Origin of the sequence: Pedobacter paludisoli, assembly GCF_052344095.1 — a bacterium.
Lineage (GTDB): Bacteria > Bacteroidota > Bacteroidia > Sphingobacteriales > Sphingobacteriaceae > Pedobacter.
In genome coordinates this window covers 2,427,883-2,441,755 of the sequence record NZ_CP179926.1, presented here as the reverse complement: position 1 = coordinate 2,441,755, position 13,873 = coordinate 2,427,883, and the positions used below count along the sequence as shown (strand labels likewise).

Below are 13,873 nucleotides of genomic sequence, written 5' to 3'. Positions count from 1 at the left end.
ATGGAAGTTAAAGTATTAAACATTTCAGGTAAAGAAACAGGTGCCAAGGTGCAACTTCCTGAATCAGTATTTGGTATTGAGCCTAACGACCACTCAATCTATTTAGATGTAAAACAGTATTTGGCTAACCAACGTCAAGGTACTCACAAATCTAAACAACGTAATGAGATTGCTGGTTCTACTCGCAAGCTATACAAACAAAAAGGTACAGGTGGTGCTCGTGCCGGAAGCATTAAATCTCCATTATTCAATGGTGGTGGTCGTGTTTTTGGTCCTCAACCACGTGATTACAGTTTTAAATTGAACAAGAAATTAAAATCATTAGCACGTAAATCAGCTTTAGCATACAAAGCAAAAGATAACAACGTGGTAGTATTAGAAGATTTTAACTTCGATACAATTAAAACTAAAAACTATACAAGCTTAATCGCTGCGTTAAACGTAGGTAACGAGAAAACTTTGTTGGTTTTACCTGCACAAAATAATAATATCTATTTATCAAGCAGAAACGTTCAGAGAACAAAAGTAATTACTGTTGCAGATTTAAACACTTATGATGTGTTAAATGCAGGTGTACTTGTGTTAACTACTGATTCTGTTAAAACTTTGGAGGAGGCATTTGCCAAGTAATATGGAAATTTTAAAAAAACCAATATTAACCGAAAAAGCTTCAGCTTTAACTGAGAAATCTAATCGTTTCACGTTTGCAGTTAGTCATAAAGCTAACAAGATCCAAATCAAAACGGCTATTGAGAAAATGTACGGTGTAACCATCGTTGCAGTAAACACAATGGTTGTGGATGGAAAAGCTAAATCACGTTATACAAAAGCAGGTTTTGTATCAGGCCGTAGCCCTAAATACAAAAAAGCGATTGTTACGTTGAAAGCAGGAGAAACAATAGATTATTACGCAACTCTTTAATTTAATAATTATTAATAACTATGGGCTTAAGAAAATTTAAACCAGTTACTCCGGGTACCCGCTTTAGAGTAGGTGCTAGTTTTGCGGAGATTACAGCAACCAAGCCCGAAAAATCATTGGTTGTATCATCAAAGAAGTCTGGTGGACGTAACAATACAGGTAAAATGACTATGCGCTACATGGGTGGTGGTCATAAAAAAGCATATCGTTTAATCGATTTCAAACGCGATAAATTCGATATCCCTGCTACAGTAGCAACTGTAGAATACGATCCAAACCGTACTGCACGCATTGCATTGTTACACTATGCAGATGGTGAGAAACGTTACATTATTGCTCCTGAAGGATTGCAAGTTGGCCAAACATTATTGTCTGGCGATTCAGCTACTCCAGAAGTAGGTAACACTTTAAAATTATCGAACATTCCATTAGGTTCAATTATCCACAACGTGGAGATTCACCCTGGAAAAGGAGCGCAATTAGCTCGTAGTGCAGGTGCTTACGCACAATTAGCTGCCCGCGATGGAAAATATGCTACTTTAAAAATGCCTTCAGGCGAAACCCGTTTAATTTTAGTTACTTGTTTAGCTACAATCGGTGCGGTATCTAACTCAGATCACGCAAACGAAGTATTAGGTAAAGCAGGTCGTAAACGTTGGTTAGGTCGTCGTCCGAGAACAAGAGCGGTAGCGATGAACCCAGTAGATCACCCAATGGGTGGTGGTGAAGGTAGATCATCAGGTGGTCACCCACGTTCTAGAAAAGGTGTGTTAGCTAAAGGCTACAAAACCAGAGAACTAAAGAAATATTCTAATCGTTACATCATAGAGAGAAGGAAGAAATAATGGCTCGTTCGATAAAAAAAGGACCTTATATTGACCATAACGTAGAGAAAAAAGTTACCTCTATGAATGATTCAGGCAAAAGAACTGTAATCAAAACTTGGTCACGCAGATCAATGATCTTACCAGAATTTGTAGGTCATACATTTGCAGTACACAACGGAAATAAATTTATCCCTGTGTACGTAACAGAAAACATGGTTGGTCACAAGTTGGGAGAATTTGCTCCAACCAGAACATTCAGAGGACACGCTGAAAAGAAAAAATAATTAGACAATGGAAGCAATAGCAAAATTAAACAATTGTCCAACCTCACCGCGTAAGATGCGTTTGGTTGTAGATCTTATCAGAGGTGAACGTGTAGAGAAAGCATTAAGCATTTTAAAGTTTACCAATAAAGAAGTTGCAATACGAGTTGAGAAACTATTAGTATCAGCTATTAATAACTGGGAAGCAAAAAATGGTAAAACTTCTGACGGAAGTGAATTATATGTAAAAACAATCATGGTAGATGGTGGTCGTCAGCTTAAGCGCTTACGTCCTGCACCTCAAGGTCGTGGTTACAGAATTCGTAAACGTTCAAATCACGTAACTTTGATTGTAGATAGTAAAGTAGAATCAACTCAAAACTAATTCAGTAGGAAATGGGACAAAAAGCAAATCCAATAGGTAACAGGTTAGGTATCATCAAAGGATGGGACTCTAACTGGTTCGGTGGCAACAACTACTCCGATAAATTAGTTGAAGATGAGAAAATCAGAAAATACCTTTCTGCACGTATTGCAAAAGGCGGTGTTGCAAAAGTAGTTATCGAGCGTACGTTAAAACGTATCACGGTAACAATCCACACAGCTCGTCCAGGTATTGTAATCGGTAAAGCAGGTGCTGAGGTTGATAAAATTAAAGAAGAGTTAAAGAAATTGACTAAAAAGGAAATTCAAATTAACATCTTCGAAATTAAACGCCCAGAACTAGATGCACAATTAGTTGCAGAAGGTGTTGCAAAACAATTAGAAGCAAGGATCTCATTCCGTAGAGCAATGAAATCTTCTATCGCATCTACTATGCGTATGGGTGCTGAAGGTATTAAAATCATGACTTCTGGTCGTTTAGGTGGTGCTGAGATGGCGCGTACTGAGCAATATAAAGAAGGAAGAGTGCCTTTACATACTTTACGTGCTGATATTGATTACGCTTTAGCAGAAGCTTTAACTACTTATGGTAAAATTGGTATTAAAGTATGGATCTGTAAAGGTGAGGTTTATGGAAAACGTGATTTGTCTCCAAACATTGGTGCAACAAATAACGGTCCTAAAGGCCAATCAGAAAAACCAGCATTTGGTGGAAGAGATAACCGTGGTGGAAACGACAGACGTGGTGGAAACCGTGGTGGTGCAAACAGAGGTGGTGGCGCAGGCGCTAACAGAGGTCCTCGTAAATAATTGATTTATTAACATCGTTTAACGATTAGAACAAAATAAAATGTTACAGCCAAAAAGAACGAAGTTCAGGAAGATGCAAAAAGGCAGAATGAAAGGTTTAGCTTCTCGTGGAGCTGAGTTAGCATTCGGATCTTTCGGTATCAAATCTTTAGAAGCAACTTGGATTACAAGTCGCCAAATAGAGGCTGCCCGTATCGCGGTAACACGTTTCATGAAACGTGAAGGCCAAGTATGGATCAGAATCTTCCCAGACAAACCGGTAACTAAAAAACCTGCCGAAGTACGTATGGGTAAAGGTAAGGGTGCTCCTGAATACTGGGTTGCAGTAGTAAGACCTGGACGTGTAATTTTCGAAGCTGAAGGTGTGCCTTTAGAAGTTGCTAAAGAAGCATTACGCTTAGCTGCTCAGAAATTACCAATTCAAACAAAATTTGTAGTACGTAGAGATTACGTAGAAGCATAAAAAAGAGCTGAGATGAATGTTGTAAATGCTTAATTTTTATAACCGCTACACTCAGCCATAAAAGAAAACAGAAAATGAAAAATTCAGAAATCAAAGGGCTTTCAAAAGAAGAATTAGTAGCTAAGATTGCGGAAGAAAAAGAGAACTTATCAAAGTTAAAGTTTGCTCACACCATTTCAGCTATCGAGAATCCTTCACGAATTGCAAAAGTAAGGAAAGACATAGCCCGTTTAAACACTGAACTGACTAAAGTGAAAAACGCTGAGTCAGCAACTAATTAATTTGAGAGTCGAAATGGAAAGACAATTAAGAAAAACAAGAACTGGGTTAGTGGTAAGCAACAAGATGGATAAATCTGTTGTGGTGAGCGTAGAGCGTAAAGTGAAGCACCCAATTTATGGTAAATTCGTTAAGAAAACTACCAAATTTATGGCTCACGACGAGAAAAACGAATGCGGTATCGGTGATACAGTATTAATCATGGAAACTCGTCCGTTGAGTAAGAACAAGAACTGGAGATTGGTACAAATTTTAGAAAGAGCTAAATAAGATGGTACAACAGGAATCGAGATTAAACGTTGCTGATAACAGCGGCGCAAAAGAAGTATTAGTAATTCGCGTGCTAGGTGGTACCGGCAAGCGTTATGCTTCAATTGGTGATAAAGTAGTTGTTACCGTAAAAAGCGCATTACCGTCAGGTAATATTAAAAAAGGTACAGTTTCAAAAGCAGTTGTTGTAAGAACAAAAAAAGAGATCAGACGTAAAGACGGTTCTTATATTCGTTTTGACGATAATGCTGCTGTATTATTGAACGCACAGGATGAGCCAAGAGGTACACGTATCTTTGGCCCGGTTGCGAGAGAATTACGTGAAAAACAATTCATGAAAATTGTATCATTAGCACCGGAGGTATTATAAAATGGGAAACAAAGTAAATACACCATCAAAATTAAAAATCCGTAAAGGAGATTTAGTTAAAATCATTGCTGGCGATTCAAAAGGTCAACAAGGTAAAGTACTTGAAGTACAAAAAGATAAAAACAGAGCCATTGTAGAGGGTGTGAATTTAGTATCTAAACATACTAAGCCTAACGCTGCTAATCCTAACGGTGGTATTATTAAAAAAGAAGCTGCTCTTCACATTTCTAACTTGATGTTGGTTGATCCAAAATCTGGTAAAACTACCCGCGTTGGCCGTAAGCTTAATGCAGAAGGTAAATTGGTTAGAGTTGCTAAAATTTCAGGAGAGGAGATTAAATAATGGCTACACCTAGATTAAAAAGCAAATACAAAGAGGAAGTTGTAAATGCAATGAAAGAAAAATTCCAATATAAAACGATTATGCAGGTTCCTAAATTGGAAAAAATCTGTATCAATCAAGGTGTTGGACGTTTTTCAGTTACAGATAAGAAAATTGTTGATACTACAATTGCTGAGTTAACCACTATTACTGGTCAACAAGCAGTAGCAGCTCAATCGAAAAAAGATATCTCTAACTTTAAATTACGTAAAGGTATGCCAGTAGGTGTACGTGTTACATTACGTGATAATAACATGTATGAGTTCTTAGATCGTTTAATTTCTGTAGCTTTGCCACGTATTCGTGATTTCAAAGGTATTAATGATAAAGGATTTGATGGTAAAGGAAATTACACATTAGGTGTAACAGAGCAAATCATCTTCCCAGAGATTAATATCGATAAAATCAATAAAATTTTAGGTATGGATATAACTTTCGTAACTTCGGCAACTTCTGATGTAGAAGCGTTAGAGTTATTAAAGCAATTCGGATTACCATTTAAAAATCAAAAAACAGCAGAATAATGGCAAAAGAAGGTGTAAAAGCACGCGAAGTTAAGCGCCAAAAATTGGTAGCTAGATACGCTGAAAAACGTGCAGCATTAAAAGCTGCAGGAGATTATGAAGGTTTAGATAAATTACCTAAAAATTCTTCTCCGGTACGTTTACACAACCGTTGTAAATTAACTGGTCGTCCACGTGGTTATATGCGTACTTTCGGTATCTCGAGGGTAACATTCCGCGAAATGGCGTTAGACGGTAAAATCCCAGGTGTTAAAAAAGCATCTTGGTAAGATAGTTTAAAGTTTTAAGTTATAGGTTGTAAGTACTACTTACGACTTATAACTTATTACATATAACTTAAAAAGAATATTAACCGGTAGCAGGTCCCACAGCTGGGTAGCAGAAGGAAACCACTACCAAAAACAATAAAAAATGAATACAGATCCAATAGCAGATTATTTAACAAGAGTAAGGAATGCCATTAAGGCCAACCACAGAGTTGTAGAAATTCCTGCATCAAACCTTAAAAAGGAAATTACAAAAGTACTTTTTGATAAAGGTTACATCGCGAACTATAAGTTTGAAGATACTACTGTTCAAGGCACCATTAAAATTGCTTTGAAGTACAATCCAATTACTAAAGTTCCTGCTATTCGTACATTAGTGCGAGTAAGTAAACCAGGTTTGAGAAACTATGCTGGTGTTGAAAATATGCCAAGAGTATTAAACGGTTTAGGTATCGCAATCTTATCTACTTCTAAAGGTGTAATGACTGATAAAGAAGCAGCCAAATTAAACATTGGTGGTGAGGTATTGTGTCACGTTTATTAATAATTAGGAGAACAACGCAATGTCAAGAATAGGAAAAGCCCCAATTACAATCCCTGCAGGTGTTACAATTACTGTATCAAACGATAATGTAGTAACTGTAAAAGGACCTAAAGGTGAATTAACTCAAGCAGTAGATTCAGATATCACTGTTAAACAAGAAGACGGTGTACTTACAGTAGTTCGTCCATCAGATCAAAAAAGACACAAAGCATTACACGGTTTATACCGTTCGTTGCTTAACAACATGGTTGTAGGTGTTACAGAAGGTTATAAATTAACACAAGAATTAGTAGGTGTTGGTTACCGTGCTACAAACACCGGTAATACATTAGACTTAGTTTTGGGTTATTCTCACCACTATGTATTCCAATTGCCAGAAGAGATTAAAGTAACAACATCTTCAGAAAAAGGACAGACTCCTAAAATTGTTTTAGAGAGTATCGACAAACAATTGATTGGACAAGTAGCAGCGAAAATCCGTTCGTTACGTGCACCAGAACCATACAAAGGTAAAGGTATCAAGTTTGTAGGTGAAGTGTTAAGAAGAAAAGCAGGTAAATCAGCATCTAAAAAATAGTAATCATGGCAGGTAAAAAATTATCAAGAAGAGATCGTATTAAAAAAGGGATCAGAAAAAGAATTACCGGTTCGGAAGAACGTCCAAGGTTATCTGTATATAGAAGCAATAAAGGTATTTATGCTCAGATAATTAACGATATTACCGGTACAACAATTGTTTCAGCATCATCATTATCGAAAGATTTTGCTGGTTCAGGAAACAAAAGCGACCAATCAGTTGCAGTAGGTAAATTAGTTGCTGAAAAAGCAATTGCTGCTGGTGTTAAAGAAGTTGTTTTCGATAGAAATGGCTACTTATACCACGGACGTGTTAAATCGTTGGCAGAGGGTGCCCGCGAAGCTGGTTTAGTATTTTAATCTGAAGAAAAAGTAAGATGTCAACTATCAATATAAAAAGAGTAAAAACTACCGAGATCGAATTAAAAGATCGTTTGGTTAGTATACAACGTGTTGCCAAAGTAACTAAAGGTGGCCGTACTTTCAGCTTCTCTGCAATCGTTGTAGTAGGTGATGAAAACGGTGTTGTTGGTTACGGTTTAGGTAAAGCGAAAGAAGTAACTGAAGCAATTGCAAAAGGTGTGGATGATGCTAAAAAGAACTTGGTAAAAGTTCCAATTTTAAACGGTACTGTTCCTCACGAGCAAATCGGTAAATTCTCAGGTGGTTTTGTTTTAATTAAACCAGCAGCAGTAGGTACCGGAGTAATTGCAGGTGGTGCAATGCGTGCCGTATTAGAAAGTGCTGGCGTTCATAACGTATTAGCAAAATCTAAAGGTTCTTCGAACCCACACAACGTGGTAAAAGCAACTGTTGATGCATTAACTAAAATGCGTGATGCGTATACAGTAGCTCAAACCCGTGGTATAGATTTAAATAAAGTATTTAACGGATAATATCATGGCTAAGATCAAAATAACACAAATCAAAAGCGTTATCGACAGAAGCGAGCGCCAAAAAAGAACCGTTCAAGCTTTAGGTTTATCTAAAATTAACCAAAGTGTTGAGGTTGAAGCCACTCCAGCAATTATTGGAATGGTACGTAAAGTAAATCATTTAGTAGCTGTAGAAGCTATATAATAATTATTTGAAGGTAGTATGGGCATTTTGCTGGTACTACCTTTAATTATGTTTAATCGTTGTACCTGTTTAGTGAAAGCGAAGGGCAACACAAATTCAAAAAGATGAATTTAAGTAATTTAAAACCTGCAAAAGGTTCAACAAAAAACAGTAAGAGAATTGGCCGTGGTACTGGTTCAGGCCGTGGTGGAACATCAACTCGTGGTCACAAAGGTGCTGGTTCACGTTCTGGTCACTCAACAAAAGTGGGTTTCGAAGGTGGTCAAATGCCTTTGCAACGTCGTGTGCCTAAAGTTGGTTTCAAACCAATCAATCGTACTGAATATGTTGGTGTGAATTTAGATGTTTTACAAGGTTTAGCTGAAAAATTTAGCTTAGATACAATAGATTTTGCTACCTTGCAAAAACATGGTTTAGCTTCTAAAAATGACTTAGTGAAAATTTTAGGTCGTGGCGAAGTTAAAGCTAAAGTAACTGTATCAGCACATGCGTTCTCTGCAACCGCTCAAAAAGCTATTGAAGCTGCAGGTGGTTCAATTGTAAAATTGTAATTATTAAATGAAGAAGCTATTTACTACTTTAAGTAATATCTGGAAAATTGAAGAACTAAAAGAGCGTATTTTGTTTACGCTCTTAATTCTTTTGGTATACCGTTTCGTATCACACGTGGTTTTGCCAGGTGTAGATCCAAATGCTTTAGGGGATAACTCGAAATCAGGACTTTTAGGCTTATTAGATATGTTTGCCGGAGGTTCTTTTTCACGTGTATCGATTTTAGCTTTAGGGGTAATGCCTTATATCTCAGCATCGATTGTGGTGCAACTATTGGGTATTGCTGTTCCTTCTTTCCAAAAAATGCAAAAGGAAGGCGAAAGTGGTAGAAAAAAAATGAACCAGATTACCCGCTATTTAACGGTTGCTATTACAATCGTTCAATCAGTAGGTTATGTTAAAACTCAAATTGTGGATCCACATCCAGCCGCTGTTTTAATTCCATCTCTTACATTATTTTATACTTTATCAGTAATTGTATTAACTGCTGGTACTTTATTTGTAATGTGGTTAGGTGAAAAAATCACAGATAAAGGTATTGGAAATGGTACTTCACTAATCATTATGGTAGGGATTATTGCGCGCTTGCCAATAGCATTACAACAAGAAATCAGTGCACGTGTAGGTTCTGCTAGCGAAGGCGGCGGTCCGGTTGCATTGGTTATGGAAATTGTTGCTTTGTTTGCAGTAGTAATGTTTACTATTTTAATTGTTCAAGGTGTACGTAAAGTGCCTGTACAATATGCGAAGAAAATCGTTGGTAATCGCCAATTCGGAGGTGTTCGTCAGTACATCCCGTTAAAGGTAAATGCTGCTGGTGTAATGCCAATTATCTTTGCGCAGGCCTTAATGTTTATTCCGGGCGCTTTAATGTCGTTTTTCCCTTCATTATCGGGTTCATTTTTAAGTCAATTTCAAAACACAACCTCGTTGGCATATAGCCTAACGTTTGCTATTTTAATTATTGCATTTACTTTCTTCTATACTGCTATCACAGTAAATCCAACTCAAATGAGTGACGATATGAAGAAAAATGGTGGTTTTATTCCGGGTGTTAAGCCAGGTATTGCAACATCAAGTTTTATTGATGATGTAATTTCAAAAATCACTTTTCCAGGTGCGATATTTTTAGCAATCATTGCTATTTTACCTTCGATTGCTGTGAAGTTTGGCATTAAACAAGAATTTGCACATTTCTTTGGAGGTACCTCGTTATTAATTTTAGTAGGTGTAGTTTTAGATACATTACAACAAATCGAAAGTTACCTATTAATGCGTCACTACGATGGTTTGATGAAAACCGGAAGAGTATCAGGTAGAGCGGGTATTCCTGCTAGCAGCGATGCAGCATTGTAAAAAATGATTGAATGAAAGATTGAATGAGGGAATAGATTTTTCTATTCGCTCATTCATTTTTAAAATTCAGAATGAATATTGAATGTCTAAAATTTATTACAAGTCTCTTGAAGAGATCGAGTTAATAAGAGAAAGTTCTTTGCTTGTTTCGAAAACCTTAGCAGAAGTAGCGAAAGTTATCAAATCAGGAATTACCACCTTACAATTGGATAAATTAGCATATGAGTTTATACACGACAATGGTGCAATACCAGCGTTTTTAAACTATAACGGCTTCCCTTATTCATTATGCATTTCACCAAATGAACAAGTTGTTCACGGATTTCCGAGTGAGTATGTAATTCAAGAGGGGGATTTAATTTCCGTTGATTGTGGCGTAATAAAAAACAATTATTTTGGCGATTCTGCATATACTTTTTCAATTGGAGAAGTTGATTCAGAGAAACAAAAGTTGGTTGATGTTACAAAACGTTGTTTGGAGCTAGGGATTGAAAAGGCTATCGTGGGTATGCGTACCGGCGATATTGGTTATGCCGTTCAAGAATATGCTGAAGCAAATGGTTTTGGAGTAGTACGAGAACTTGTGGGACATGGAGTTGGTGTTCAACTTCATGAGAAGCCTGAAATTGCAAATTATGGTAAGCGCGGCAGCGGACCAAAGCTTGAAGAAGGAATGGTCATAGCAATTGAGCCGATGATAAATGCAGGAGTAGCCGGTATTAAATTTCATAAGGATGGATGGACGGTAACCAGTAAAGACAATAAGCCTTCTGCACATTTTGAACATACAGTAGCAATAAAAAGGGGTAAAGCAGATGTTTTATCGACGTTTTCAGATATAGAAAAAGTTTTACAAGAAAAAAAATAAATAATTAAAAAATTTTATTTAATTTTGCGTCCCTGTTTAGAAGCAGCTAATTAAGTAACAATCAATAAAATATGGCTAAACAAGCCTCAATTGAGCAAGACGGAGTAATAAGAGAAGCATTATCGAATGCGATGTTTAGAGTTGAACTCGAAAACGGACACGAGATTATTGCACATATTTCAGGAAAGATGCGGATGCATTACATCAAAATTCTTCCTGGGGATAAAGTAAAATTAGAGATGTCTCCCTATGATTTAACAAAAGGACGCATCACTTATAGATATAAATAAAATGAAAGTTAGATCATCAATTAAAAAACGTAGCGCTGATTGCAAGGTTATTCGCCGTAAAGGTAAACTTTACGTTATCAACAAGAAAAATCCAAAGTATAAGCAACGTCAAGGGTAATTAGAAAAAAGAGTAATGTACCGTACAACGGTGGCCCGCCGTTCGGAATTACGCAAATAAAATATAAATATGGCAAGGATTTCAGGTATTGATTTACCAAGAAACAAAAGAGGAGAAATCGGTTTAACCTATATCTACGGAATAGGTAGAACAACTGCACAACGTATCTTAACGACAGCAGGTATCGATTTAAACAAAAAAGTACAAGATTGGTCAGATGACGAATTATCTGCAATCCGTACAATGATCAACGATGAGATTAAAGTAGAAGGTGCTTTACGCTCAGAGGTTCAATTAAACATCAAACGTTTAATGGATATTGGTTGTTACCGTGGTTTACGTCACAGAAAAGGTTTACCTTCTCGTGGTCAACGTACAAAAAATAACTCACGTACTCGTAAGGGTAAGAGAAAAACAGTTGCTAACAAGAAAAAAGCTACTAAATAATCGGTAGATTTTGGATGTTAGATTTACGAATTACGTTGATTGGTTCTTAGAGCTAATCACGTAAATCAAAAATCGATAAATAAGAAAATGGCTAAAAGTAAAAAAGTAACAAAAAAACGTATCGTTGTAATTGAGCCTGTTGGTCAAGCTCATATCAATGCTACTTTCAACAACATTATCGTTACCTTAACCAACAACAACGGTCAAACTATTTCATGGTCGTCTGCTGGTAAAATGGGCTTTAAAGGTTCTAAAAAGAACACTCCGTATGCAGCTGGTCAAGCAGCTTCAGATTGCGGTAAAGTTGCATTTGATTTAGGTTTACGTAAAGTTGATGTATTTGTAAAAGGTCCGGGTTCAGGTCGTGAATCTGCAATCAGAACTTTACAAGTAGCAGGATTGGAAGTAACATCAATTAAAGATATTACACCACTTCCTCACAACGGATGTCGTCCTCCTAAAAAGAGAAGAGTTTAATTAATTTTAAAGCTAAGAATCTTCAGTTACAGACTGAATGATACTTTAAAAAAAGAAAAAAATGGCAAGATATACAGGCCCAAAATCAAAAATCGCACGTAAATTCAGAGAACCAATTTTCGGTCCTGATAAAGTGTTAGACAGAAAAAACTATCCTCCTGGCCAACACGGCGTTTCAAAAAGAAGAGGAAAACAATCTGAGTATGCTATCCAGTTAATGGAGAAACAAAAAGTAAAATATACCTATGGTGTATTAGAAAAGCAATTCAGTAATTTGTTTAAAAAAGCATCTTCACGTGCCGGAATTACCGGTGATAACTTATTACAGTTATTAGAAGCACGTTTAGATAACACCGTATACCGTTTAGGTATTGCAACAACCCGTTCAGGTGCACGCCAGTTAGTTAGCCATAAACACGTAACTGTGAATGGTGAAGTTGTAAATATCCCTTCATATCAGTTAAAAGCTGGTGATGTGGTTGCGGTTCGTGAAAAATCTAAATCATTAGAGTCGATCACAAACTCTGTTGCAGGCAGAACAATTAATAAATTTGCTTGGTTAGAGTGGAATGCTAGCGAATTAACAGGAAAGTTCTTAACTTACCCTCAACGCGACGAGATTCCTGAAAACATTAAGGAAAACTTAATCATCGAGTTATACTCTAAGTAATAAATAATATAGTTAATTACCTCGCAAGGGTAATTAACTTTTTTCATATTACTCTATATTCACTAACGAATTTAAAAAATAATAAATGGCAATTTTAGCGTTTCAGAAACCAGACAAAGTGATCATGCAGAAATCTACTGATTTCGATGGCACATTTGAATTTCGTCCTTTAGAGCCCGGTTTCGGTGTAACAATTGGTAATGCCCTAAGAAGAATTTTACTTTCTTCTTTAGAAGGTTATGCTATTACTACTATTCGTTTTTCAGGCGTTTCGCATGAGTTTTCTACCATCAAAGGTGTTGTAGAAGATTTAACTGATATCATCTTAAATTTGAAACAAGTTCGTTTTAAGAAAACTGGCGATTCAGGCGATGCTGAGAAAGTGTTCATCATCGTTAATGGTCAAGATCAATTTAAAGCGGGTGATATCACTAAATTCTCTAACAACTTTACAGTATTAAATCCTGAGCATGTAATTTGTAACATGGATAAATCTGTTACTTTAGAAGTAGAATTAACCATCAATAAAGGACGTGGTTATGTTCCAGCTGAAGAAAATAAAGTTGCTGATGCTGTTGTAGGTGTTATCGCTATCGATTCGATCTACACACCAATGAAAAATGTTAAATATACCATCGAAAACTTCCGTGTTGAACAAAAAACGGATTATGAGAAATTGGTATTAGACATTTCTACTGATGGTTCAATTCATCCAGAAGAAGCATTGAAAGAGGCGGCTAAGATTCTTATCCAACACTTTATGTTATTCTCAGAAGAGAACTTAGTGTTAGAATCACAAGCTAAAGAAGAAACGAAAGAAGTAGATGAGGAAATTTTACACATGCGTAAAATCCTTAAAACGGAATTAGTAGATATGGATCTTTCAGTTAGAGCATTAAACTGCTTAAAAGCTGCTGATATTCGTACACTTGCTGATTTAGTTTCTTACGATGTTGCTGATATGTTGAAATTCAGAAACTTCGGTAAAAAATCTTTAACAGAGATTCAAGAATTAGTAAAATCTAAAGGTTTATCATTTGGTATGAACCTGTCTAAATTTAAATTAGACGAAGAATAAGATACTAAATCCCCGAAAGGGGACTTAGAAAAATTAAATAATTTTTCACAGTGTATA

At 36.4% G+C, this 13,873-nt stretch carries 27 protein-coding genes; all 27 read left to right on the top strand.

Translation table 11 applies throughout. The annotated features are described in order from the left end of the window. The 27 genes from rplD to ACJVDK_RS09830 all read left to right on the top strand — a co-directional run bounded on the left by rplD (position 1) and on the right by ACJVDK_RS09830 (position 13,816). Positions 1-630: a 50S ribosomal protein L4 gene (gene rplD, locus ACJVDK_RS09960; RefSeq protein WP_443936516.1), complete on the top strand. Its 630-nt coding sequence runs from the start codon at positions 1-3 to the stop codon at positions 628-630. 1 nt (position 631) lies between these two features. Continuing rightward, positions 632-922: a 50S ribosomal protein L23 gene (gene rplW / locus ACJVDK_RS09955; RefSeq protein ID WP_443936515.1), complete on the top strand. Its 291-nt coding sequence runs from the start codon at positions 632-634 to the stop codon at positions 920-922. 20 nt (positions 923-942) lie between these two features. After that, positions 943-1,767, top strand: coding sequence for a 50S ribosomal protein L2 (gene rplB / locus ACJVDK_RS09950; RefSeq protein ID WP_443936514.1), 825 nt, complete (start codon positions 943-945; stop codon positions 1,765-1,767). Further along, entirely contained in the window at positions 1,767-2,033 is a 267-nt protein-coding gene (gene rpsS / locus ACJVDK_RS09945; protein WP_443936513.1) for a 30S ribosomal protein S19, read from the top strand. Before rplB ends, rpsS begins: the two co-directional genes overlap by 1 nt. Positions 2,034-2,040: 7 nt before the next feature. Beyond that, entirely contained in the window at positions 2,041-2,397 is a 357-nt protein-coding gene (gene rplV / locus ACJVDK_RS09940) for a 50S ribosomal protein L22 (protein ID WP_443936512.1), read from the top strand. A gap of 11 nt (positions 2,398-2,408) precedes the next feature. Then, positions 2,409-3,206: a 30S ribosomal protein S3 gene (rpsC, locus tag ACJVDK_RS09935; RefSeq protein ID WP_443936511.1), complete on the top strand. Its 798-nt coding sequence runs from the start codon at positions 2,409-2,411 to the stop codon at positions 3,204-3,206. Between the two features lie 40 nt (positions 3,207-3,246). Next, positions 3,247-3,669 carry a 50S ribosomal protein L16 gene (gene rplP, locus ACJVDK_RS09930; protein WP_010599903.1) on the top strand — a complete coding sequence of 141 codons (423 nt, stop codon included), beginning with the start codon at positions 3,247-3,249 and terminating at the stop codon, positions 3,667-3,669. A 74-nt stretch (positions 3,670-3,743) separates the two neighbouring features. Beyond that, a complete protein-coding gene (gene rpmC, locus ACJVDK_RS09925) occupies positions 3,744-3,950 on the top strand; it encodes a 50S ribosomal protein L29 (RefSeq protein WP_443936510.1) in 207 nt (68 codons plus the stop codon). A gap of 13 nt (positions 3,951-3,963) precedes the next feature. Continuing rightward, complete coding sequence (gene rpsQ / locus ACJVDK_RS09920; protein ID WP_010599901.1) at positions 3,964-4,218, top strand: 30S ribosomal protein S17; 255 nt, start codon at positions 3,964-3,966, stop codon at positions 4,216-4,218. A 1-nt stretch (position 4,219) separates the two neighbouring features. Next, positions 4,220-4,588 (top strand): 50S ribosomal protein L14, encoded by a 369-nt coding sequence (gene rplN / locus ACJVDK_RS09915; protein WP_010599900.1) that lies wholly within the window; start codon positions 4,220-4,222, stop codon positions 4,586-4,588. Between the two features lies 1 nt (position 4,589). After that, positions 4,590-4,931: a 50S ribosomal protein L24 gene (gene rplX, locus ACJVDK_RS09910; protein WP_443936509.1), complete on the top strand. Its 342-nt coding sequence runs from the start codon at positions 4,590-4,592 to the stop codon at positions 4,929-4,931. Further along, complete coding sequence (rplE, locus tag ACJVDK_RS09905; RefSeq protein WP_443940045.1) at positions 4,928-5,494, top strand: 50S ribosomal protein L5; 567 nt, start codon at positions 4,928-4,930, stop codon at positions 5,492-5,494. Before rplX ends, rplE begins: the two co-directional genes overlap by 4 nt. Further along, entirely contained in the window at positions 5,494-5,763 is a 270-nt protein-coding gene (rpsN, locus tag ACJVDK_RS09900) for a 30S ribosomal protein S14 (RefSeq protein ID WP_183768023.1), read from the top strand. The genes rplE and rpsN overlap by 1 nt, the downstream gene beginning before the upstream one ends. Positions 5,764-5,905: 142 nt before the next feature. Continuing rightward, positions 5,906-6,304 carry a 30S ribosomal protein S8 gene (gene rpsH / locus ACJVDK_RS09895; RefSeq protein WP_010599896.1) on the top strand — a complete coding sequence of 133 codons (399 nt, stop codon included), beginning with the start codon at positions 5,906-5,908 and terminating at the stop codon, positions 6,302-6,304. Positions 6,305-6,323: 19 nt separating this feature from the next. After that, on the top strand, positions 6,324-6,881 hold the full coding sequence (gene rplF / locus ACJVDK_RS09890; protein WP_443936508.1) for a 50S ribosomal protein L6: 558 nt from the start codon (positions 6,324-6,326) through the stop codon (positions 6,879-6,881). Positions 6,882-6,886: 5 nt separating this feature from the next. Further along, complete coding sequence (rplR, locus tag ACJVDK_RS09885) at positions 6,887-7,240, top strand: 50S ribosomal protein L18 (RefSeq protein WP_443936507.1); 354 nt, start codon at positions 6,887-6,889, stop codon at positions 7,238-7,240. A 17-nt stretch (positions 7,241-7,257) separates the two neighbouring features. Next, on the top strand, positions 7,258-7,776 hold the full coding sequence (gene rpsE, locus ACJVDK_RS09880; protein ID WP_443936506.1) for a 30S ribosomal protein S5: 519 nt from the start codon (positions 7,258-7,260) through the stop codon (positions 7,774-7,776). A gap of 4 nt (positions 7,777-7,780) precedes the next feature. Then, a complete protein-coding gene (gene rpmD, locus ACJVDK_RS09875; protein WP_443936505.1) occupies positions 7,781-7,960 on the top strand; it encodes a 50S ribosomal protein L30 in 180 nt (59 codons plus the stop codon). Between the two features lie 104 nt (positions 7,961-8,064). After that, positions 8,065-8,511, top strand: coding sequence for a 50S ribosomal protein L15 (rplO, locus tag ACJVDK_RS09870; RefSeq protein WP_443936504.1), 447 nt, complete (start codon positions 8,065-8,067; stop codon positions 8,509-8,511). A gap of 7 nt (positions 8,512-8,518) precedes the next feature. Further along, positions 8,519-9,868, top strand: a complete 1,350-nt coding sequence (gene secY, locus ACJVDK_RS09865) for a preprotein translocase subunit SecY (RefSeq protein ID WP_443936503.1) — start codon at positions 8,519-8,521, stop codon at positions 9,866-9,868. A gap of 82 nt (positions 9,869-9,950) precedes the next feature. Continuing rightward, positions 9,951-10,736 carry a type I methionyl aminopeptidase gene (gene map, locus ACJVDK_RS09860; RefSeq protein WP_443936502.1) on the top strand — a complete coding sequence of 262 codons (786 nt, stop codon included), beginning with the start codon at positions 9,951-9,953 and terminating at the stop codon, positions 10,734-10,736. A gap of 71 nt (positions 10,737-10,807) precedes the next feature. After that, complete coding sequence (gene infA / locus ACJVDK_RS09855) at positions 10,808-11,026, top strand: translation initiation factor IF-1 (RefSeq protein WP_010599888.1); 219 nt, start codon at positions 10,808-10,810, stop codon at positions 11,024-11,026. Between the two features lies 1 nt (position 11,027). After that, the gene (rpmJ, locus tag ACJVDK_RS09850) at positions 11,028-11,144 is read left to right on the top strand and encodes a 50S ribosomal protein L36 (protein WP_107214554.1); all 117 of its coding nucleotides are present in this window, start codon (positions 11,028-11,030) and stop codon (positions 11,142-11,144) included. Positions 11,145-11,213: 69 nt separating this feature from the next. Beyond that, positions 11,214-11,591, top strand: a complete 378-nt coding sequence (gene rpsM, locus ACJVDK_RS09845) for a 30S ribosomal protein S13 (RefSeq protein ID WP_010599886.1) — start codon at positions 11,214-11,216, stop codon at positions 11,589-11,591. Positions 11,592-11,678: 87 nt separating this feature from the next. Beyond that, positions 11,679-12,068: a 30S ribosomal protein S11 gene (rpsK, locus tag ACJVDK_RS09840; protein ID WP_443936501.1), complete on the top strand. Its 390-nt coding sequence runs from the start codon at positions 11,679-11,681 to the stop codon at positions 12,066-12,068. A gap of 61 nt (positions 12,069-12,129) precedes the next feature. Further along, a complete protein-coding gene (gene rpsD / locus ACJVDK_RS09835) occupies positions 12,130-12,738 on the top strand; it encodes a 30S ribosomal protein S4 (RefSeq protein ID WP_115402670.1) in 609 nt (202 codons plus the stop codon). Between the two features lie 85 nt (positions 12,739-12,823). Continuing rightward, a complete protein-coding gene (locus ACJVDK_RS09830; protein ID WP_443936500.1) occupies positions 12,824-13,816 on the top strand; it encodes a DNA-directed RNA polymerase subunit alpha in 993 nt (330 codons plus the stop codon). Positions 13,817-13,873 lie beyond the last annotated feature (57 nt).